Origin of the sequence: Arthrobacter sp. 2MCAF15 (assembly GCF_052115605.1) — a bacterium.
Lineage (GTDB): Bacteria > Actinomycetota > Actinomycetes > Actinomycetales > Micrococcaceae > Arthrobacter.
In genome coordinates this window covers 62,027-81,960 of the sequence record NZ_JBFRGZ010000003.1, presented here as the reverse complement: position 1 = coordinate 81,960, position 19,934 = coordinate 62,027, and the positions used below count along the sequence as shown (strand labels likewise).

Below are 19,934 nucleotides of genomic sequence, written 5' to 3'. Positions count from 1 at the left end.
TGCGGGTTAGTCGTGGAGCTGCCCGACGAGTGCGGTCAGGGCGGCAAACTGGTCCAGATCGGCTTCCTGGGCGCCGGAGTCGACGGCGGCGCGGAGCCGCCTCCAGCTGTGGCGGTGGGCCGATTCGTAGATGGTGGGGAAGGTGGCGGCCCCGTCGGAGGTGACCGAGCGGACCTCTGCCGGCCAGCCCGCTGAGGCGTCGGGCAGGGTGATGTCCGCCCGTCCCGTGGAGGTCAGGATGGAAACGGCGGCCGTCGCCGGGACCGAGGAAGTAGTGATTCCCTGCAGGGCTGCCGGTGCGCCGCCGGGGAGGCTGCCGATCACGGTGTAACCGTTGGCGTTGCGCTGGATGACGCGCAGGCCGGCCAGTTCGACGCCGCAGGCCAGGACTGCCGCCAGGTGCCGGGTGAGCAGGAGCTCCGGGTCGGTCCCCGGGGCGCCCCACGCCACGGAGTCCAGCAGGACGGCGTCGGCCAGGGCATCGGCGATGGCGGTCCGGACCGCGGCCCGGGACTGGGCGAGGGCGGGGTTTCCGGCCCACACCTGGTCAAGGACAACGGTGGTGCCCGCCTCGGCTGCAGCCGCGGCCAGTGCCGCGGTGTCTTCGACCACGGGGTCAACGACGACGACGCCGCGGACGCCGCTGCGGACTGCTGCGGTGGCGCTGGTGGTCCAGCCGGGGACGCCGGCGACCGCGACGACGTCGGGCCGGCCGTCCGCCGGGGCGAAGGAAACAGGCAGGGAAGCGACGACGGCGCCGACGGTACCGGCTTGTTCGGCGTCGGGGCCGGCCTGGACGAGAAGCGGGGTTGTCATGAGCGGGCCTCCTCGAAAGCGGCGTCGCCGGCATCGACGCGGGCGGCGGCGGCGTCGGCGATCGCGAGGGCGAATTCCAGGTCGTGGATCAGCGTCTCCGGGTCCGGGGCCGTTCCGGTGCCGCGGGCGATGTCGGCGAGTTTGCGCCATTCTCCCTCGTAACCGTTGTGGCCGAACGGGCCGAGGACAGTGGTGCCCGCAGCGGTCCGGATCCGGGCCGTTGCCGAGCCTGCGTGGACGTAGGACGGTGTGAAATCGATGGACAGCGACGCGTCATCGCCGATGGCCTCGAAGGTCCAGGACGGCTCCCAGGTGCCGTTCATGGCGGCGCGCAGTTCAATGACCACGTTTCCCGCCCGGAGGGAGATGACGTAGCCGAACGGCAGGACGGTTTGGGCGTGCAGCACCTCGACGGACGCGAACTCCGGGACAAACCGGCGGACCAGCGGGAGGTCGTGGATGGCCAGGCCCATGACGCCGCCGATCAGTTTGGCCTTCTCGGCGGCAATGTCAGCGGCGTGATCGTCGGCGGGTGCGCCAGCGCTCGCCGACGGCGGGGGAGTGCGGCCCACGATCTCGGTCGCGAAGTCCTCGAACCGGGGGTTGGGCGGCAGGACGATCGAGGACCGGACGGTGTGGACCTGGTCCGGCAGGCCGCCCCAGGCGGCCTCCGCGGCCAGCCAGCCCGGGTCGAAGGTGTGCATGGCGCCGACGATGATCGGCACACCGGTTTCGGCCGACACGGCGGCGATGGCCGCGGCTTCCTCGCCGTTCATGGCGAAGGGCTTTTCACACAGGACGGCTTTCTTCCCGGCGCGGCAGGCAGCGATCACCTGGACGGCGTGGAACTGGTGGGGGCTGCAGATCGCGACGATCTCGACCCCGGGATCGGCCAGCAGTTCGTCCACGCTGGTGCTGAAGCGTGCCCCGACCCTCGCGGCGACGGATTCCGCTACCGCCGGGTCGACGTCCATGATGTGCCGGACTTCCAGGATGTCCCGAAGTCGTGCGAGGGATGGCAGGTGGATCGCCTGCGTTACGGGCCCTGCCCCCAGGATCCCCACCCCCAGCGGCGCCAGTGCCGCTTGTTCTTGGGCCGCTTGTTCTTGGCTAGACAACTTCCACACCCTTCGTAGTCCCTGCAGTGACCGGTGGAGGCCGGACTGCCCGGCCCGGTGATCCGGCTCACACCCAAAGCTAGAGATACTTTTGACGAGCGTCAAGCAAAAGTTGCAAACTTCGTTCCAAACTTTCTGTGGCGTGACATGCAGAAGGCCTTCGTGCTATCACTTACTCATGAGTTCGACGACCGGTACCGAGTCCGCAGCCCTAGAGGCCGGCGGCAGTCTGTCCCGCGCCGGCGACCTCTTCCAACTCCTGCGCGACGGCAGGGCACGGACCCGCGCGGAACTTGCGCTGACCACCGGCCTGGCACGCTCCACCGTCGCTTCCCGCATCGACGCGCTGATGGTTTCAGGCCTCGTGGGACCCGCCGGGGAAGCGAGCTCCAGCGGCGGCAGGCCGCCGTCGCGCTTTGCCTTCAATCCCGCCGCCCGGGTCGTCCTGGCGGTCGACGTCGGGGCCACGCACGTGATCATCGCCGTCACGGATCTCGGCGGGACGGTCCTCGCGGAGCGCCGGCTGGCGCAGGACGTCGCGGACGGCCCGGTGGTTGTCCTGGACCGTGTGATCGAGGAAGGGCTGCGGCTGCTCGGTGAGGCCGGCCGGAGCACCGCAGAGCTGGCCGGCGCCGGGATCGGACTCCCGGGTCCCGTGGAGCACGCCACCGGCATGCCGGTGAAGCCGCCGATCATGCCCGGCTGGGACGGGTTCGACGTCGTCCGCCATGTCCAGCGGTCCCTTCCGGTCCCGGTGCTGGTGGACAACGATGTGAACATCATGGCGCTCGGCGAACGCACTGCACACTGGCCCGGGGACGAGAACCTCCTGTTCATCAAGGTTGCCACCGGCATCGGGGCGGGCATCATCAGCAGCGGCGAGCTCCAGCGCGGGGCCAACGGAACGGCCGGCGACCTCGGCCACGTCCGGGTTCCGCGCGGCGATGATGTGCTGTGCCGCTGCGGCAACTACGGGTGCCTCGAAGCCCTGGCCTCGGGGCCCGCCGTCGCCAAGGCGCTGACGCAGCAGGGCCTGCCGGCGCACGACGGCGGCGACGTGCTGCGCCTCGTCGCGGAGGGAAACCTGCAGGCCATCCAGGCGCTGCGGCAGGCCGGCAGGGACCTCGGCGACGTCCTCTCCACGGTAGTGAACCTGCTGAATCCCTCGGTGATTGTGATCGGCGGAAGCCTCGGCCAGGCCGGGGAACACCTGATGGCCGGAGTCCGCGAGGTGGTCTACCGGCGCTCGCTGCCCCTGGCCACGACGCACCTGCGGATCGGACTGTCCCGGGCCGGGGACAAGGCCGCCATCCTCGGCGCCAGCCAGATGGTCACCCAGCACGTGCTCTCACCCGCCGTCATCGAGGCGACCCTGCAGGCCACGGGCTAGGGGTGTCCAGGGGAGCGTCACATTCGGCCGGGGCGGCGGGAGCGTCACATTGGGCCGGTGCGGCGGACGCCCGTGATAGCAATGGGACTGATGAAATCATATTTCTGCCTGCTGGCCGGGGAACGGCCCACTCCATGAGCGAGGTGGGCCGGGCACCGCGCGGCTGGCTCCTCATGCTCGCGATCGGGCTCATCGCCCTGAACATGCGCGGACCCCTGGTGGCCGTGGCCCCGGTGGTCGCCCAACTCGAGGCCGATCTCGGCTTCACTCCGGTGGAACTGGGATTCCTGACCGGGATCCCGGTCTTGTGCTTTGCCCTGGCCGCGCCGCTGGCCTCACTGGCCGGGCGCAGGCTGGGCCCCGAGTTCGCCATCACCCTGACCCTGCTCGGCGTGCTTTTGGGCGTCGTGGTCCGCTCGGCCGGCGGCGGCGCCCTGGTCATGCTGGGCACCGTGATCCTCGGCGTAGCCATCACGATCGGCAACATCGTGGTCCCGCTGATCATCCGGCGGGACTTCACCCCGGCCCGGCAGGGCGCAGCGATGGGCACATACACCGCGGCGCTGAACATCGGCTCGTTCCTGACCTCCATGGTGTCTGCGCCGCTGGCTGAGCTACTGGGCTGGCGGCCCGCGATCGCCGCGAGCGGCCTCTTCGCGCTGTCGGCACTCGCGGTCTGGATGATCGCCGTGGGCGGCCAGCGGGCCTTCACTCCTGCTGCCGTCCCCACGGCCGACCCTGGGCGTCCGGCCGGCAAGCTCACGTCCCGGTGGATCACGGCAGCCCTGACCTTCGGGTTCGCCGGCCAGGCCTTCTCCTACTACGGGGTGACCGCCTGGCTGCCGAGCCTGCTGGCGGACGAGCTCGGCATGGCGCCCGCGGCCGCCGGGGCAGGGTCCTCGCCCTTCCAGATCCTGGCCATTGTGGGCGGGCTGGGCGTGCCGCTCGCGGCCCGTTTCGCCAGCACGACGGCGGTGGGCCTCACCCTGGGACTGCTGTGGCTCACCGTTCCGCTGGGCCTGCTGATCGCACCGGAGCTGTGGTGGCTCTGGTGTTCCTTCGGCGGTGTGGCCCAGGGCGGCGGCATCACACTGATCTTCCTCGCCATCATCCGGCTGGCCCGGGACCAGGCCTCGGCGGCCCGGATGTCCGCCATAGTCCAGGGGACGGGATACTCCTTCGGCGCGGTGGCGCCGACCCTCCTGGGCTACGTGCACGGGGTATCCGGGGCCTGGACCGGCCCGCTGCTGATGATCCTGTGCTCTGTGGCCGCTTTCATCCTGGGCACCGCGCTGTCCCTGCGCAAGGTGCCGAAGCCGCACTAGATCTCTTGCCGCACTAGATCTCCCCGCCCGGGCCTGTCGCGCCGAGACTACAGATTTCGAGACCACAGATAAGGCCCATGTTCGCGAGGAACATGGGCCTTATCTGCCACATCAAAATCTGGCATCTCGACGCCGTTGTCGAGTGCACGGGATCTTCCGTTGCTGGGCTGCCACCCGGATCTCGGGGTGCCTGTTGCGAAGGGCATGGCAGCCCAGCTAACGGAAATCGTTGCGGACCCGGTCGCCCGGGGCCATTGGGTCTAACGCCGGGGTCCTGGGCGAGGGTCCTACGCCGGGATGAGGGCGGCCGCCGCGCGGACGGGATCGGCGCCGTCGCGCGCTTCATGCAGGAACCGGTCGTAGGCCGGGAGCGTCAGGAAAGCCGGGAACTCGGTGGCGAGGGTGACTTCCTCGAAGATGTCCCGCGCGTCGGCGAAACGGTCCCCTTCGAAGCGTTCCAGCCTGGCGAATTCCTCGTCCAGCATGTCCTCCACCCACTCGCGGGTGATCACATCGCCGTGGTCCGTGATGGCCCGGGAGAAGATCCACTGCCACAGCTGGGAGCGGGAGATCTCTGCGGTGGCGGCGTCCTCCATCAGGTTGTGGATGGCCACCGCGCCGTTGCCGCGCAGCCACGACTCGATGTAGCGGATCCCTACTTCGATGTTGTTCCGGATGCCCTGTTCGGTGATGGTTCCGGTGGTCGTGGAGATGTCCAGGAGGGCGCGGTCATCCGGGGTGACGTCTTCGCGGAGGCGTTCGAGCTGGTTCGGCCGGTCGCCGAGGACGCCGTCGAACACCTCGCGGCAGACCGGCACCAGGTCCGGGTGCGCCACCCACGAACCGTCGAAGCCGTCGCCGGCCTCACGGGTCTTGTCGGCACGGACCTTCTCGAAGGCGATCGCGTTGGCGTCCTGGTCCTTGCGGTTGGGGACGGCCGCCGCCATGCCGCCGATCGCCATGGCACCGCGCTTGTGGCAGGCCCGGACGAGCTGTTCGGTGTAGGCCCGCATGAACGGCTGGGTCATGGTGACCTGGCCGCGGTCCGGCAGCACGAAGCGGGGGCCCCGGGTGCGGAAGTTCTTGATCAGGGAGAAGATGTAGTCCCAGCGGCCGGCGTTCAGGCCCGCGGCGTGGTCCCGGAGTTCGTAGAGGATCTCCTCCATCTCGAACGCCGCCGTGATGGTCTCAATCAGCACCGTGGCGCGGATGGTGCCCTGCGGGATGCCCAGCAGGTCCTGCGCCAGGATGAAGATGTCGTTCCACAGCCGGGCCTCGAGGTGGCTCTCGATCTTCGGCAGGTAGAAGTACGGCCCCTTGCCCTGGGCGATCAGGCGGCGGGCATTGTGGAAGAAGTACAGGCCGAAGTCCACAATGCCGCCGGCAATCGGGGTGCCGTCGATGAGCATGTGCTTTTCCGGCAGGTGCCAGCCGCGGGGCCGGACCACGATGGTGGGCAGCTCCCCGGCCGGGCGCAGCTTGTACTCCTTGCTGTTATGGCCATCGGTAGAGGTGAAGTCGATCCGCCGCTCCAGCGCGTCCGTGAGGTTCAGCTGGCCCTGGATCACGTTGCGCCAGGACGGGGTGGAGGAGTCTTCCATGTCCGCGAGCCACACTTTGGCGCCGGAGTTCAGCGCGTTGATGGTCATCTTCTTGTCCACCGGCCCGGTGATTTCCACCCGGCGGTCCTCCAGTCCCGGGGCCGGGGGAGCGACGCGCCAGTTGGGGTCGTTGCGGACGGACTCGGTCTCGCGCAGGAACCGCGGATCCTGGCCCTTGGAGATCTGGTGGCGGCGTTCCTGCCGTGCCTGCAGCAGCTCCTGCCGCCGCACGGCGGTGGCCCGGTGCAGCTTGGCAACAAAGGCCAGCGCGTCCGGGGTCAGAACCTCGCTCTGCCGGCAAATCGGCTGCGCGGTCAGCGTGATCCCGTTGATGGTGAAGTTGTCAGTGAAGCTGTTCATGGGAGTTGCTCCTTGAAAGTCCGCTGTTGCTCTATCACTTTTGGTCCCTAAAAGCGGTCAATGAGGACCAAAAGTGATAGAGCAACGAGCGGGAAAGGTGTGGGGCCACGGCCGCCGGGTTCCCTCGCGAGCTTGCGAGCGGAGGGGCGGCTGGGGATTAGTGGAACTGGCCTTCTTCGGTGGATCCCACCAGGGCCAGGGTGGATGCGTTCGGGTTGAGCGCGGTGGCGATGTCGTCGAAGTAGCCGGTGCCGACTTCGCGCTGGTGCTTGGTCGCGGTGTAGCCGCGGGACTCGGAGGCGAATTCCTTCTCCTGCAGCTCGACGTAGGCGCTCATGCCTTCCCGGGCGTAGCCGTGGGCGAGGTCGAACATCGAGTAGTTCAGGGCGTGGAATCCGGCCAGGGTGATGAACTGGAACGTGAAGCCCATGGCGCCGAGTTCGCGCTGGAACTTCGCGATCGTGGCGTCGTCGAGGTGCTTGCGCCAGTTGAACGACGGCGAGCAGTTGTAGGAGAGCATCTGGTCCGGGAACTCGGCCTTGACGGATTCGGCGAACTTGCGGGCCAGCTCCAGGTCCGGGGTGCCGGTCTCCATCCAGATGAGGTCCGAGTAGGGGGCGTAAGCCTTGGCGCGGGCGATGCAGGGTTCGATCCCGTTGCGGACCTTGTAGAAGCCCTCCGGGGTGCGAACCGGCTGTCCGCCTTCGCGGAGGATGAATTCCTGGTCGCGCTCGTCGACGTCGGAGGTGATCAGGGTGGCCGCCTCGGCGTCGGTGCGGGCGATGATGACCGACGGCGTGCCGGCGACGTCGGCGGCCAGGCGGGCCGCGTTCAGCGTCCGGACGTGCTGCTGGGTGGGGATCAGGACCTTGCCGCCGAGGTGGCCGCACTTCTTCTCCGAGGCGAGCTGGTCTTCCCAGTGCACGCCCGCGGCGCCAGCCTGGATCATGGATTTCATGAGCTCGTAGGCGTTCAGCGGGCCGCCGAAGCCGGCCTCGGCGTCGGCGACGATCGGGACCAGCCAGTCCTCGACCGTCTGGATACTCTCGGAGAACTCGATCTGGTCGGCCCGGAGCAGCGCGTTGTTGATGCGGCGGACCACCGTGGGGACCGAGTTCGCCGGGTAGAGCGACTGGTCCGGGTAGGTGTGGCCGGAGTTGTTGGCGTCGGCGGCGACCTGCCAGCCGGAGAGGTAGATGGCGCGGAGTCCGGCCTTGACCTGCTGCACGGCCTGGTTGCCGGTCAGGGCGCCCAGGGCGTTGGTGTACTTGCCTTCCTGGTGCTCCTGCGTGAGCTGCTTCCACAGCTTTTCGGAGCCGCGGCGGGCCAGGGTGTGTTCTTCGGAGACGCGGCCGCGGAGGCGGACGACGTCGGCGGCCGAGTAGTCCCGAGTGACACCTTCCCAGCGCGGGTTGGCGGCCCACTCGAGCTCCAGTGCGGCGGCCTGCTGTGTTGTGTCCTGGCCGGACGGCTGCTGGGTGGGCTCAAATGCTGCAGTCATCTTTGTCTCCTTGGTGGGTCCGGGACTGGTGGTTCCGGGAGCGGTGCCTGCGTCTCTGCAGGTCCCGGCCGGTTGTTCCCGGATGGTGAATCTTTCCGTGAGATCTACTTTTCTGCACTTTCAAGAGGCTTTCTAGATAAAAAGCATGGAAAGAAACGCACTTCTTAACGTATTCTTCAGAAATGTCGCTTACGAGCTGGAACAGCAAAGCCGCAACCCCGCCGTCGTCCGCCGCGCCCGAGGTGGACGTCATCAGCCTGGGCCGCCGCGTCCGTCATTTGCGCAAGGCCGCCGGCCTCACGCTGGACGACCTGAGTGCCGCCGTCGGGACGGCCCCGAGCCAGCTGAGCCTGATCGAAAACGGCAAGCGCGAGCCCAAACTCGGTCTGCTCCAGCAGCTCGCCGCGGCCCTCGGCGTCAGCATCGACGAGCTCCTGGGGGCCGAGCCGCCCAACCGCCGCGCTGCGCTGGAAATTGAGCTGGAACGCTACCAGCGCAGCCCACTCTACGAGTCCCTCAACCTGCCGAAAATCCGCATCAGCTCGCGGCTTCCCATGGATGTGCTGGAGTCCATGGTGGGGCTGCAGCACGAACTCGAGCGCAGGCTCAATGAGCAGGTGGCAACCCCGGAAGAGGCCCGCCGCGCCAACGGCGAGCTGCGGGCCATGATGCGGGAGCGGAACAACTACTTCCCGGAGTATGAGGCGGAGGCGCAGAAGGTCCTGGCCTCGGTGGGCCACACGAGCGGTCCGCTGTCCCACCACGTCATCGCGGACATCGCCGGCCACCTCGGTTTCAGCCTCCACCACGTGGCCGATCTGCCGCATTCCACCCGGTCCGTGACCGATCTTAAGAACCACAGAATTTACCTCACGCAGAACCAGCGCACCGATCACGACCCCCGTTCGGTGCTGCTGCAGGCCCTGGGCCACTACGTCCTGGGCCACCAGACGCCGTCGAACTACGGGGATTTCCTGATGCAGCGCGTGGCCACCAACTACTTTGCCGCAGCGCTCCTCCTGCCCGAGCAGGCGACCGTGGAGTTCCTGCAGCGCGCCAAGCAGGCGAAGGAAATCGCCGTCGAGGACATCCGGGACGCCTTCGCCGTGTCCTACGAGACCGCCGCCCACCGGTTCACCAACCTCGCCACCCAGCACCTGGACATCCGCACCCACTTCCAGAAGACGCACAAGAGCGGCATCATCTACAAGGCCTACGAAAACGACGGCGTGACGTTCCCGCAGGACCACACCGGCGCCATCGAGGGGCAGCCCTCGTGCAAGAACTGGACGTCCCGGGTGGTGTTCGACGTGCCGGACAAGTTCAGCGCCTACAACCAGTACACCGACACCCCGGCCGGGACCTACTGGTGTACGGCCCGGACGGAACGCTCCGCCAACGGCGAGTTCTCGCTCTCCGTCGGCGTCCCGTATGCGCACGTGAAGTGGTTCCGCGGCCGCGAAACAACGGAGCGGTCCAAATCCACATGCCCGGACGAAGGCTGCTGCCGCCGCCCGCCGGCGTCGCTGACCGCCGAATGGGCCGGCAACGCCTGGCCCTCGGCCCGGGCCCACTCCCACCTGCTGGCCGCGATGCCGCCGGGCGCGTTCCCCGGCGTGGACGAGACCGAGGTCTACACCTTCCTGAAGGCGCACTCCGGGAACTGACGCCCGGGCTCGCGTTCACAGGCCAGTAGAAGGGCCCTTCCCGCATCCCTCCCGGCGCCCCGGGGCGCCGCGGGAGCACGGACGCGGGGTTCCTGGGCGTGGCTGACAGCGGTGCGGACTATATTGGCCTGTGTCAGCTCATCGATCCTTCTTCCGGGAGCGTGCACCCATGGCCAAGGAACTTGCCACCCAGCTCATCGAACAACTCCAGGCTGCCGGCGTGCAGCGGATCTACGGGATCGTGGGGGACAGCCTCAACCCGATCGTCGACGCCGTCCGCAAGACCGGCGGCTCGCAGCAGGGCGGCATCGACTGGATCCACGTCCGGCACGAGGAGGCGGCCGCCTTCGCCGCCGCGGCCGAAGCCCAACTGACCGGCCGGCTCGCCGTGTGCGCCGGCTCCTGCGGGCCCGGCAACCTGCACCTGATCAACGGACTCTACGACGCCAACCGCTCCGGCGCGCCCGTCCTGGCCATCGCCTCGCACATCCCCAGCGCGCAGATCGGCAGCAGCTTTTTCCAGGAGACCCATCCTGACCGGCTCTTCAACGAGTGCTCGGTCTACTCCGAGCTGATCAGCACCGCGGAGCAAGCGCCCCGCGTCATGCACAGCGCCATCCAGCACGCGATCGGGCTCCGGGGCGTCGCCGTCGTGACCCTGCCCGGTGACATCGCTGCCCTGGAGGCGACGGCCGAAACCCCGGCCCCGGCAGCGTTCCGGCCGGCCACGCTAACCCCGGACCCCGCCAGTGTGCGGGAACTGGCGGAGGCCATCAACGCCGCCGGGAAGGTCGCCATCTTTGCCGGCGCCGGCGTGGAAGGCGCACACGACGAGGTGATTGCCCTCGCCGAACTGCTCGCGGCGCCGATCGGCCACAGCCTCCGCGGCAAGGACTTCATGCAGTACGCGAACCCCTACGACATCGGCATGACCGGGCTGCTGGGCTACGGTGCCGCGGCCGAAGGCATCGAGGACGCGGACCTGCTGATCCTGCTGGGCACCGACTTCCCCTACAACCAGTTCCTCCCCGGAACCCGGACGGCGCAAGTGGACCGGGCCGCGCACAAGCTGGGCCGGCGGACCGACGTCGACATTGCCGTCCATGGGGACGTGCTGCCCACCCTGGCCGCCCTGATGCCGCAGCTGCAGCCGAAGAAGAACCGCCGCTTCCTGAACCAGATGCTCAAAAAGCACGACCGGCTCATGAACAAGGCCGTGGGGGCATACACCCGCAACGTCGGGAAAAAGCAGCCGATCCACCCGGAATACGCGGCCTCTCTGCTGGACCAGGTGGCGGCAGAGGACGCGGTCTTCACGGCCGACACCGGCATGTGCAATGTCTGGACCGCCCGGTACATCAACCCGCTGGGCACGCGCCGGCTGATCGGCTCGTACCTGCACGGGTCCATGGCCAACGCGCTGCCGCACGCGATCGGCGCCCAGCTGGCCTACCCCGGCCGGCAGGTGGTCTCCGTCTCGGGCGACGGCGGCCTGTCCATGCTGCTGGGCGAGCTCATCACCGTGGCCGCGCACCGGCTGCCCGTCAACGTGGTGGTCTTCAACAACTCCACCCTGGGCATGGTCAAACTCGAAATGCTGGTGGACGGGCTCCCCGACTTCGGCGTGGACGTCCCGGACGCCAACTACGCGGACGTTGCCCGGGCCCTGGGCTTCCACGCCGTCCGCGTCACGGACCCGTCCCGCATCGAGGCAGCGTACCGGGCCGCTTTCGCCCACCCCGGTCCGTCGCTCGTGGAGCTCATCACGGACCCCAAGGCGCTGTCCCTCCCGCCGAAGATCAAGGGCGCACAGGTCCTGGGCTTCGCCACGGCCATGTCCAAGGTGGTCCTCAACCGGGGCGCCGGCGAGGCCGTCAGCATGGCACGGAGCAACCTGCGGAACATCCCGCGGCGCTGAGGGGTCCTTCGAGTTCGCCGCAACCTCGCCAGTTCGCCGGAACCTCGCCAGTTCGCCGGAAAATTCCGGCGAACTGGCGAGGTTTGCGGCGAACTGGGCACCGAGACGTGGGTGGACGGGCTGGAGCGGTGCACGGCACGGACAAACGGCGTCAAATCGTGACCCGGACGTGGTCGCGCTTTACCGGACCCGCTGGTTGACTGGCCCTAGGCGGTTCCCCGCCGTTCCACCGTCGCTGTTGTTCGGGCCTTGGGGGCGCGATGAAACTGAAGTCCTCGGCACGGATTGTTGCAGCCGCGGCGGCCGTGGCGCTGGCATTGTCGGCCTGTTCGGCATCGCCGCCGGCGCTTTTAAAGGCCGACGGCGTCGAACGCCTTTCGACGGACCGGGCCGCCTATCCGGCGGAGCTGGCTCAGCTCCGGGCTTCGGCGCGGAAGCTGGGCGCCGCGCTCCTGGCAGACGGCGGGGACGCCGGAAACGGAAACGTTGTTGCCTCCCCGGGCAGCCTGCTCATTGCCCTGGCCATGCTGCGGACAGGAGCGACCGGGAAAACGGCTGCCGAGATGGACGGTGTCCTGGGCCTCCCCACGGAACACCGTGACGAAGCCGTGAATGCGCTGCTCGCGTCCTTGGAAGCCTTCGACGGCGATCCCGGCTCGGTGGACGAAAAAAATCCTCCGCGCCAGCCGGTCCTGCACAGTGCAAACGGCTTGTTCGTGGACAAGGGTGTACCCACCGGAGAGGGCTATCTGCACTCCCTCGCCCGGTATTACGGGACCGGCGTGTACCCGGTGGATTTTCAGGACGAGGCCGCCACCAAGCCCGCGATCGACGCCTGGGTGGACAAGAACACCGGCGGACGGATCAAGAAAGCGCCCGCGGAGTACGATCGCAAAAATACCTTCAGCGTGCTCAACGCCGTGTATTTCGCCTCGGCCTGGAACGTCCCCTTCGACCCGGCCGACACCTCCGAACTGCCCTTCACAACGGAGGGCGGCAGGCAGGTTTCCGTCCCCACCATGTCCGGCGTTCAGGACGTTGCCTCAGTTCAGGGTGCGGGCTGGCAGGCGGTGGAGCTGCCCTATGCCGAGGGGTTCGTGATGCGGCTCGTGCTGCCGGATGCCGGGGCTGCCCTGCCCGGGGCAGAAGTCTTCGCGGACGTTGCCCAGGCCCTTAACTCCGCGGCCCCGTCGCCGACGCAGCTCTTCTTGCCGAGGTGGGATCACAAGAGCAGATTTGAGCTGCGCAAGGTCTTCGCTTCCCTGGGGCTGCGGGAAATGCTCCAAACCGAGACCGACTTCGATTCGATCCAGACCGGCCTCAAGATCAAGCAGGCCGGGCAGTCCGCCAACATCACCGTGGTGGAGAAGGGCACCGTTGCCGCCGCCGTAACCCAGATCAACGCGGAGGCGACGAGCGGCGCGGCCCCGATGAAGGTGATCCGTTTCGACCGGCCCTTCCAGTACGAAATCGTCCACGTCGAGACCGGGCTGCCTCTGTTCATGGGCAAGGTGTCCGACCCGCGCTGACGGGCGGCCGGCCGGGATCCAAACCGCCGGAAACTCTCCAGTCCGCCGCAAACTTCCGGCGAACTGGAGGGTCTCCGGCGAACTCGGCGCCTTAGCGTGCTGCTCCGGCGACCTTGAGGTCAGGAACCCCGGCGTTCCCGGGCCAGGGCCGCGGCCACCTTTCCGATCAGCTCGTACGGGACGGGCTTCTGCAGCGGGAACTTCAAGGTGCCTTTCGCGGCGCGGTACGGCGCGAGTTCCGCGCTCAACGACTCGTCGTCGTCGGGCACAGGGTAGACGGAGATGTGGTGCGCCCAGCCCGCGAAATACACCACGTATTTGCCGTCGAGCGTGATTATGGGGATGCCGTAACTGATCGCCTCCCCTGATCCGGGTACCGCGGCATGGCACCGCCGCCGGATCTCCTGCAGGATCTCCTGCACGCCGGCGGGAAACGAGGCGATGTACTCCTCCACGGACTCAAAGTGCTGTGCCATTGCCGCCTCTCCACCCATACCCTTCAACGTTCACGTCTGAGGATCCCATGCAGCGGGCTAGCGCGGGCCGCCCTGCCACAGGGCATCGAACGGGGCACCCGACGCCACCCGGTTCCGGATTCCGGCGGTCACAAACGCCTTGGCCGTCCGGGCGGCCGCCAGCGGTGTCGCGCCCTTGGCGAGTTCGGCCGTCACGGCGGCGGCCAGCGAGCATCCGGCGCCGGACACGGCCACCTCGCCCACCTTCGGGGCGGACAGGACTTCCAGGGTTTGCCCGTCGTAGTAGATGTCGACGGCGTCGGGGCCTTCCAGCCGCACGCCGCCCTTGGCGAGGACGGCGGCGCCGCTGAGCTCGTGGATGCGGACGGCCGCGGCCTTGAGGGACTCGACGTCGGTGATTTCCAGTCCGGAGAGCGATTCGGCCTCGAAGTGGTTCGGCGTGACGAAGGTGGCCAGCGGCAGGATGTGGGACTTGAGCGCCTGGTCGGTGTCCAGGGCATGGCCTGGCTCCTGGCCCTTGCAGATCAGGACCGGATCCAGCACCACGTTGGCGAACTGCCCGCCGGCCAGCGCAGACGCCACGGTCGAAATCGTCGCGGGGCTGCCCAGCATGCCGATCTTGACGGTGTTCAACACGGCCGGTGCGCCGGACGCGGCACCGTAGGCCGCCGTCGTCGCCTCCAGCTGGTCCGCGATGACCTGCTGGTCCACCGGAACGAATCGGTGGTTCCAGTTGTCCTTGGGGTCGAAGGACACGATGCAGGTCAGGTTCGCGATCCCGAACACGCCGAGTTCCTGGAAGGTCTTCAGGTCAGCCTGCGCGCCGGCGCCGCCGGTCGCTTCGGAGCCGGCGATGGTCAGTGCGACGGCGGGCGAGGACGCGGCGTCGGAGGCGGTCTCGGCAACTGCCATGGCAGCGGAATCGAATGCGGTAGAAGTCATGGTCCCATCCTGCCATCCCGCCAAAACCAACCGCATTGTGCTCATGAACAGGCAGCCCGTGAACAGTATGAACAAAACCCGAGTGTTCCGGATCACTCGGACTAGGGTGGCGGGCGGTGTTGCTTACAGGCGGCGCCGGATCCAGGAAGGTTCATTGATGAGCACCCAACTGTCCGAAGCGGCCCAGACCCGGAAAGCCGTTAGCAACATCCTTAAAGGCTCGGCCGGCAACCTTGTCGAGTGGTACGACCTCTACGTCTACACCGTCTTCGCAGCCTACTTCCAGGCCCACTTCTTCAATTCCAATGACGACCTCCAGGCCGGCCTTGAGGCGATGGCCGTATTCTCGACGTCGTTCCTGATGCGCCCGATCGGCGCCTGGTTCTTCGGCCGCTACGCCGACCGCAAGGGCCGCAAGGCCGCCCTGACCCTGAGCGTGACCATGATGTCCGCCGGTTCCTTCGCCATCGCGGTGCTGCCCACCCAGGACGTGATCGGCCTGTGGGCAATGATCCTGCTGGTGCTCATCCGGGTAATCCAGGGCTTCTCGGTGGGCGGCGAGTATGGCACCAGCGCCACCTACATGTCCGAGGCGGCCACCACCAAGCGCCGCGGGTTCTTCTCCAGCTTCCAGTACGTCACCCTGATCGGCGGCCAGATGCTGGCCCTGCTGGTCCTGGTCATCCTGCAGAACGTGATGCCCAAGGCCGACCTGGGCGAGTGGGGCTGGCGGATCCCGTTCGCGATCGGCGGCGTCGCGGCCCTTGTGGTTCTGTGGCTGCGGCGCTCCATGGAGGAGACCGTCTCGGCCGAACAGATCGAGGCCGCCAAGGCCCCCGCGGTGGCCGGCCAAGCGCAGCCGGGCACCATGAAGCTCCTGTTCACAAGTTATTGGAAGCCGCTGATGATCTGCATCGGCATCACTCTCGGCGGCACCGTGGCGTTCTACACGTACACCAACTTCATCCTGAAGTTCATGAATGACACCTCGGGTATCGCCAAGACCGACACCTCGGTGATCAACTTCTGGGCGCTGTTCATCTTCATGCTGCTCCAGCCGGTCTACGGCATCATCTCGGACAAGGTGGGCCGCAAGCCGCTCCTGCTCTGGTTCGGCATCACCGGCGTCCTGTTCACCTGGCCGCTGCTCTCCACCCTGGCCGGCACCAAGGACCCGTTCACGGCGTTCCTGCTGATGATGGGCGGCCTGTTGATCGTCGGCGGCTACACCTCGATCAACGCCCTGGTGAAGGCCGAGCTGTTTCCGGCCTCCATCCGCGCCCTCGGCGTCGGCCTGGGCTACGCGATCGCCAACTCCCTCTTCGGCGGCACCGTGCCGCTGATCGGCGCGGCCCTGCAGAAGGCCGGCCAGGAGGAACTGTTCTTCACCTACGTCACGGTTGCGATCGGCATCTCGCTGCTGGTCTACATCTTCGCGCTGAAGAACAAGAAGTCCACGCACCTGGACCACGAGCAGGGCCACGCCTGGGAGCCCGCCGCGGGCGCCGTTGTGCCGGGCGACGGACGCAGGGACGACGGTAAGGACCTCATCGACTCCTCGCGCCGCTAGGACGGGCCTTCCCCAGCCTGCCGCCTGCCCGCCGCCTGCGAGCCGCCCGCCGTCCGCGCGCCCGCTGCCCGCGCGCCCGCTGCCCGCGCGCCCGCCGTCCGCGCGCCCGCTGCCCGCGAATTCGCCGGAAGCGTGCCGAGGCGCCGTAAATTTCCGGCGACCTGGAGAGCCTCCGGCGAACTCGCGGCACTGGCCATGGCAGGTTCCCAATCCCAGGGAGGGCAGCCCAAGAGGCCATGGCAGGTTCCCAATCCTGGTGGGATTCGGCCCGCCACGCCCTGCCCGGACCTCCGGGTGCGAGAATGGGGGCGGTTCCGGCGTCGTGTGTCACCGGGGCCGTCCAGTGCTAATACAGCCGGCAGTCCTGCCTCTTCCCCTTGGGGATACGGGCCGCCGAGCGAACCACTAAGAATGGAATGCCCATGACTTCCGCCAAGACTTTCCCGGCGTCAGCCCCACCGAAATTCGCCTCGATCGGTTCCCCGTATTTCGGCATCATGCTGGCCGTCATGGCAGTGGTGCTGATCCTGTCCAACATCGGGGCGTCAAAAGGCGTGGCAATTGGCCCCATCATCACGGACGGCGGGTTCTTCCTGTTCCCGCTGGCCTACATCCTGGGCGACGTCATCAGCGAGGTCTACGGTTTCAAGGTGGCGCGCAAGGCCATCGTCACAGCGTTCGCGCTCTCCGTCTTTGCGTCCCTCTGCTACTGGGTCATCATCGCCCTCCCGGGGTTCAACGACGAGTACGGCGCCTCGAAGCAGGCAGCCTTGGAAGGCGCCCTGGGTCCGGTCCCGCAGATTGTGCTGGCATCGCTGCTGGCCTTCCTCGCCGGCCAGACCATCAACTCCTGGATCCTCGTGAAGATGAAGGCCCGCACGGGGGAACGGTCCCTGTGGGCCCGCATCATGGGATCCTCCGTGGTGGGCGAGTTCGTGGACACCCTGATCTTCTGCAGCATTGCCGCGTCCGTGATCGGGATTTCCGACGCCGGTATGTTCATGAACTACGTGCTGGTGGGATTCCTGTACAAAACCCTCGTCGAATTCGCCTTCGTGCCGCTGACCACGCTCGCCATCGGCTGGGTCAAGAAGCGCGAACCGAGCTACGGGGCCTAGGACTCCGACGCACCCGCCCGGCCAGATCCCGACGCCGGCACACACGCGCACCTCGTGGGCTTCCGGCGGTGGCGCGGACTCCCGAGGCCGCCCGCCTATTCCGCCGGCCACGGCCACCCAGTTCGCCGGAAACCTCTGGGCTCGCCGTAAGTTTCCGGCGGCATCGTGGGCTTCCCGCGATTTCGACACTCAGGGGTGCGGGCGGCCGGCCAGCCAACGAACCAGACAGTCCGGCGACCTCGACGCTCAGGGTGCGGGCGGCCGGCCAGCCAACGAACCAGACAGCCCGGCGACCTCGACGCTCAGGGGTGCGGCCGGCCGGCCAAGGCACTGAGCAGGCGGTTCTTGAATTCCTGCTCGCGGAAGAGGTCCTTCCACTCAACGCGGACGAACAGCCAGCCTTCTTCCGTGAGGGCCTTCTCCCGGCGTCGTTCCTCGAACAGCACCTCGGCTGTGGGACTGTAATCGAAGTACTTGATCTTCCCGTCGAACTCGAGAGCGACCTTCTCCTCCTTCCACGCAAAGTCCAGGCGGTGGCGCCCGGCGCGGCTAGAAACCTCCAGCTGAAGCTCAGGCGGCCTGATCCGGAACCGCAGTATCAGCTCGCGGGTCAGGGTTTCGCCTGGAGATTCGGACCGCGGATCGGCCGAGGCGAGGACCCGGCGGAATGTCCGGATCCCCCGCCGGCCGTCCAGTGCATCCGCCATGGCCTGCAGGGCGGCTCGGTCCGCGCCCAACCGAAGCGCATTATCGGTGAGGATCAGCGCCTGCCTGTAGCCCAACATCATGGCGCAGTCGGCCGTGGTGCGCTCCAGGGAAGTCGTCCGGAGTCCGTTCACCACAGCGACGTCGTGTTCGGCGAACGGGCGCGTGTGGCAGCGGACGTCCTTGCCGTGCCGCTCGTTCGAAGGGTGCACCTTCTGGAGGAGATGGATCCTGTCATCGACGTCCCAGAGGTAGAGGTGGCGCAGGCGCGCTCCGGAGGTGTGGCTGTAGAGGAAGGCGCCTGTCGACGTCGTACGCGTTGCGTGGGCATGCGCGTAGATGAGCTGCCTGCTCCGGGCGGCCGAGGACTGGGCCTGCCAAAGACTGGTGCGGATATAGCAGCCGTGCCTGAGCCGGACGAGGGTACCTGCATCCAGGAGCGAGCGGATGGCCCTGGACCCGTATCCCAGATCGAGCAGTTGTTCAGTGCGCCAGAGATTGCCCGATGGTGGCAACTCCAGCAAAACGGTGGATGGCATGCCTCCAGTGTCGGATGCCCCGAAAGCGACCGAGAGGCTCCGCCGCTGCTATGTGGAAAAGGCACTACTCGGTACGCGGGGTCGCAGCCCGCGGCCGCGGAGCCGGCACTGCCCAGTTCGCCGGTTCGCTGCCGAGACGCCGTAAATTTCCGGCGAGCTCGGGAGCTTCCGGCTACTTCGGCAGCGAGGGGGAGGCCGAGGGGGCGTGGGGCCGCGGGGGAGGCCGGGCTGGCGGCGGGGGAGTGCGAGGCAGGCGGGGGAGGCTCGCGGGAGGCGCCCGGGCGGCCCGGGTCAGCCCGGAACGCGGGCCGTGGTGCCGCGGAGAATGAGGGCCGGTTCGATCAGCTTGCGCCGCGGTTCGAGGGTGGGGTCCTGGATCCGTGCCAGCAGGGTGCTTGCGACATCGGACCCGACAACGTCGCTGCGGTTATCCACAGAGGTCAGATCCAGATACCGCGATTTGGCCAGCTGGGAGTTGTCGTAGCCGATCACGGAGAGCTCTGAAGGGACGGACAGGCCACGGGCCTTGGCAGCGGCGAGGGCACCCAGGGCCATGGTGTCATTGGCCGCGAAAAGGGCGGTCGTGTCGGGGTAATTCTCCAGCAGCCAGCAGGCTGCGGCATATCCGTCTTCCTCGGAGGTGCCCTGGGATTCGCCGGCGATCCGGACCTCGACGCCGGCCTCCACGATGCCGCTGCGGAAACCGTCGCGCCGGTGCGCGGCGGCGCCGCCGGAGCCCGAAAGATGTCCGATCCGTGTGTGGCCAAGCCCCAGCAAGTGCTCCGCCGCCATGCGGCCGCCGCCGTCGTCGTCGTTCGTAATGAGGTCGGCACCGGCGGGAACACCGTTTCGCCAGCCGGCGACGACGGCGGGAACCCAGGTCCCGGCCATCATCGAATCGCTGGGCTCCGCGGCAATGACGAGGCCCTCCACATGCATGGACAGCAGCCCGTCCACGGCTTCGGTGATGCGGTTTTCGCCGGGGCGGGAATCCGCGAGGGTGACCTGGTAGCCGTGCGGGGAGAGAGCGGACTCCATGCCGCGCAGGAGGTCCACGAACCAGAGGTTCCGGAAGTCGTCAATGACCAGTCCGATGCTTTTGGTCTGGCTGCTGGCGAGCGTGGTCGCCGCGCGGCTGGGGCGGTATCCCAGCTCCAACATGGCGGCCCGGACGGCCTGCCGCCGCTTCTCGCTGACTTTGGACGGGTTTTGCAGCACCAGTGAGACCAGTGACGGGGAAACTCCGGCGCTCTTGGCGACGTCGTAAATCGTCGGGCGGCGGGTTCGAGGGGTGTTCAGCGACATCTGCAGGGCCTTTCAAGTCTCATCCGAGGATAACCGTTCAAACATTGACAGGAC

At 67.8% G+C, this 19,934-nt stretch carries 15 protein-coding genes; 7 read left to right on the top strand and 8 right to left on the bottom strand.

Annotated elements, in window-relative coordinates; genetic code table 11:
* Nucleotides 1-6: 6 nt before the first annotated feature.
* Nucleotides 7-816, bottom strand: a complete 810-nt coding sequence (locus tag AB4089_RS04000; protein WP_441408008.1) for a hypothetical protein — start codon at nt 814-816, stop codon at nt 7-9.
* Nucleotides 813-1,934 (bottom strand): Gfo/Idh/MocA family protein, encoded by a 1,122-nt coding sequence (locus tag AB4089_RS03995; RefSeq protein ID WP_441408007.1) that lies wholly within the window; start codon nt 1,932-1,934, stop codon nt 813-815. Before AB4089_RS03995 ends, AB4089_RS04000 begins: the two co-directional genes overlap by 4 nt.
* A gap of 178 nt (nt 1,935-2,112) precedes the next feature.
* Between AB4089_RS03995 and AB4089_RS03990 the strand changes: the two genes are divergently transcribed.
* Nucleotides 2,113-3,324, top strand: a complete 1,212-nt coding sequence (locus tag AB4089_RS03990; protein ID WP_441408006.1) for an ROK family transcriptional regulator — start codon at nt 2,113-2,115, stop codon at nt 3,322-3,324.
* Between the two features lie 134 nt (nt 3,325-3,458).
* Nucleotides 3,459-4,649 (top strand): MFS transporter, encoded by a 1,191-nt coding sequence (locus AB4089_RS03985; RefSeq protein WP_441408005.1) that lies wholly within the window; start codon nt 3,459-3,461, stop codon nt 4,647-4,649.
* Between the two features lie 287 nt (nt 4,650-4,936).
* Here the strand turns inward: AB4089_RS03985 and aceB are convergent, their stop codons facing one another.
* The gene (gene aceB, locus AB4089_RS03980) at nt 4,937-6,610 is read right to left on the bottom strand and encodes a malate synthase A (RefSeq protein WP_441408004.1); all 1,674 of its coding nucleotides are present in this window, start codon (nt 6,608-6,610) and stop codon (nt 4,937-4,939) included.
* Between the two features lie 157 nt (nt 6,611-6,767).
* Complete coding sequence (aceA, locus tag AB4089_RS03975) at nt 6,768-8,111, bottom strand: isocitrate lyase (protein ID WP_441408003.1); 1,344 nt, start codon at nt 8,109-8,111, stop codon at nt 6,768-6,770.
* A gap of 182 nt (nt 8,112-8,293) precedes the next feature.
* On the opposite strand from aceA, the gene AB4089_RS03970 reads away from it, so the two are divergent.
* The 3 genes from AB4089_RS03970 (at nt 8,294) to AB4089_RS03960 (ending at nt 13,225) form a co-directional block, all read left to right on the top strand.
* Entirely contained in the window at nt 8,294-9,778 is a 1,485-nt protein-coding gene (locus tag AB4089_RS03970; RefSeq protein WP_441408002.1) for a helix-turn-helix domain-containing protein, read from the top strand.
* A 169-nt stretch (nt 9,779-9,947) separates the two neighbouring features.
* The gene (locus AB4089_RS03965) at nt 9,948-11,696 is read left to right on the top strand and encodes a pyruvate dehydrogenase (protein ID WP_441408001.1); all 1,749 of its coding nucleotides are present in this window, start codon (nt 9,948-9,950) and stop codon (nt 11,694-11,696) included.
* Between the two features lie 260 nt (nt 11,697-11,956).
* On the top strand, nt 11,957-13,225 hold the full coding sequence (locus AB4089_RS03960; protein WP_441408000.1) for a serpin family protein: 1,269 nt from the start codon (nt 11,957-11,959) through the stop codon (nt 13,223-13,225).
* Between the two features lie 119 nt (nt 13,226-13,344).
* Here AB4089_RS03960 and AB4089_RS03955 read toward each other — a convergent pair whose 3' ends face one another.
* Complete coding sequence (locus AB4089_RS03955) at nt 13,345-13,701, bottom strand: iron chaperone (RefSeq protein ID WP_441407999.1); 357 nt, start codon at nt 13,699-13,701, stop codon at nt 13,345-13,347.
* Between the two features lie 57 nt (nt 13,702-13,758).
* On the bottom strand, nt 13,759-14,643 hold the full coding sequence (locus AB4089_RS03950) for a hydroxymethylpyrimidine/phosphomethylpyrimidine kinase (RefSeq protein ID WP_441407998.1): 885 nt from the start codon (nt 14,641-14,643) through the stop codon (nt 13,759-13,761).
* A gap of 157 nt (nt 14,644-14,800) precedes the next feature.
* Between AB4089_RS03950 and AB4089_RS03945 the strand changes: the two genes are divergently transcribed.
* Both AB4089_RS03945 and AB4089_RS03940 read left to right on the top strand, forming a co-directional pair.
* A complete protein-coding gene (locus AB4089_RS03945) occupies nt 14,801-16,213 on the top strand; it encodes an MFS transporter (protein WP_441407997.1) in 1,413 nt (470 codons plus the stop codon).
* A 422-nt stretch (nt 16,214-16,635) separates the two neighbouring features.
* The gene (locus AB4089_RS03940; protein WP_441407996.1) at nt 16,636-17,331 is read left to right on the top strand and encodes a queuosine precursor transporter; all 696 of its coding nucleotides are present in this window, start codon (nt 16,636-16,638) and stop codon (nt 17,329-17,331) included.
* A gap of 302 nt (nt 17,332-17,633) precedes the next feature.
* Here AB4089_RS03940 and AB4089_RS03935 read toward each other — a convergent pair whose 3' ends face one another.
* Nucleotides 17,634-18,575, bottom strand: coding sequence for a type IV toxin-antitoxin system AbiEi family antitoxin domain-containing protein (locus AB4089_RS03935; protein WP_441407995.1), 942 nt, complete (start codon nt 18,573-18,575; stop codon nt 17,634-17,636).
* A 291-nt stretch (nt 18,576-18,866) separates the two neighbouring features.
* Nucleotides 18,867-19,880, bottom strand: a complete 1,014-nt coding sequence (locus AB4089_RS03930) for a LacI family DNA-binding transcriptional regulator (RefSeq protein WP_441407994.1) — start codon at nt 19,878-19,880, stop codon at nt 18,867-18,869.
* Between the last annotated feature and the right edge of the window lie 54 nt (nt 19,881-19,934).

Excerpts from the sequence above, each read along its gene's own strand:
- AB4089_RS04000 (WP_441408008.1), bottom strand. The coding sequence starts at position 816 with ATGACAACCCCGCTTCTCGTCCAGGCCGGCCCCGACGCCGAACAAGCC.
- AB4089_RS03990 (WP_441408006.1), top strand. The coding sequence starts at position 2,113 with ATGAGTTCGACGACCGGTACCGAGTCCGCAGCCCTAGAGGCCGGCGGC.
- AB4089_RS03985 (WP_441408005.1), top strand. The coding sequence starts at position 3,459 with ATGAGCGAGGTGGGCCGGGCACCGCGCGGCTGGCTCCTCATGCTCGCG.
- aceB (WP_441408004.1), bottom strand. The coding sequence starts at position 6,610 with ATGAACAGCTTCACTGACAACTTCACCATCAACGGGATCACGCTGACC.
- aceA (WP_441408003.1), bottom strand. The coding sequence starts at position 8,111 with ATGACTGCAGCATTTGAGCCCACCCAGCAGCCGTCCGGCCAGGACACA.
- AB4089_RS03970 (WP_441408002.1), top strand. The coding sequence starts at position 8,294 with ATGTCGCTTACGAGCTGGAACAGCAAAGCCGCAACCCCGCCGTCGTCC.
- AB4089_RS03965 (WP_441408001.1), top strand. The coding sequence starts at position 9,948 with ATGGCCAAGGAACTTGCCACCCAGCTCATCGAACAACTCCAGGCTGCC.
- AB4089_RS03960 (WP_441408000.1), top strand. The coding sequence starts at position 11,957 with ATGAAACTGAAGTCCTCGGCACGGATTGTTGCAGCCGCGGCGGCCGTG.
- AB4089_RS03955 (WP_441407999.1), bottom strand. The coding sequence starts at position 13,701 with ATGGCACAGCACTTTGAGTCCGTGGAGGAGTACATCGCCTCGTTTCCC.
- AB4089_RS03950 (WP_441407998.1), bottom strand. The coding sequence starts at position 14,643 with ATGACTTCTACCGCATTCGATTCCGCTGCCATGGCAGTTGCCGAGACC.
- AB4089_RS03945 (WP_441407997.1), top strand. The coding sequence starts at position 14,801 with ATGAGCACCCAACTGTCCGAAGCGGCCCAGACCCGGAAAGCCGTTAGC.
- AB4089_RS03940 (WP_441407996.1), top strand. The coding sequence starts at position 16,636 with ATGACTTCCGCCAAGACTTTCCCGGCGTCAGCCCCACCGAAATTCGCC.
- AB4089_RS03935 (WP_441407995.1), bottom strand. The coding sequence starts at position 18,575 with ATGCCATCCACCGTTTTGCTGGAGTTGCCACCATCGGGCAATCTCTGG.
- AB4089_RS03930 (WP_441407994.1), bottom strand. The coding sequence starts at position 19,880 with ATGTCGCTGAACACCCCTCGAACCCGCCGCCCGACGATTTACGACGTC.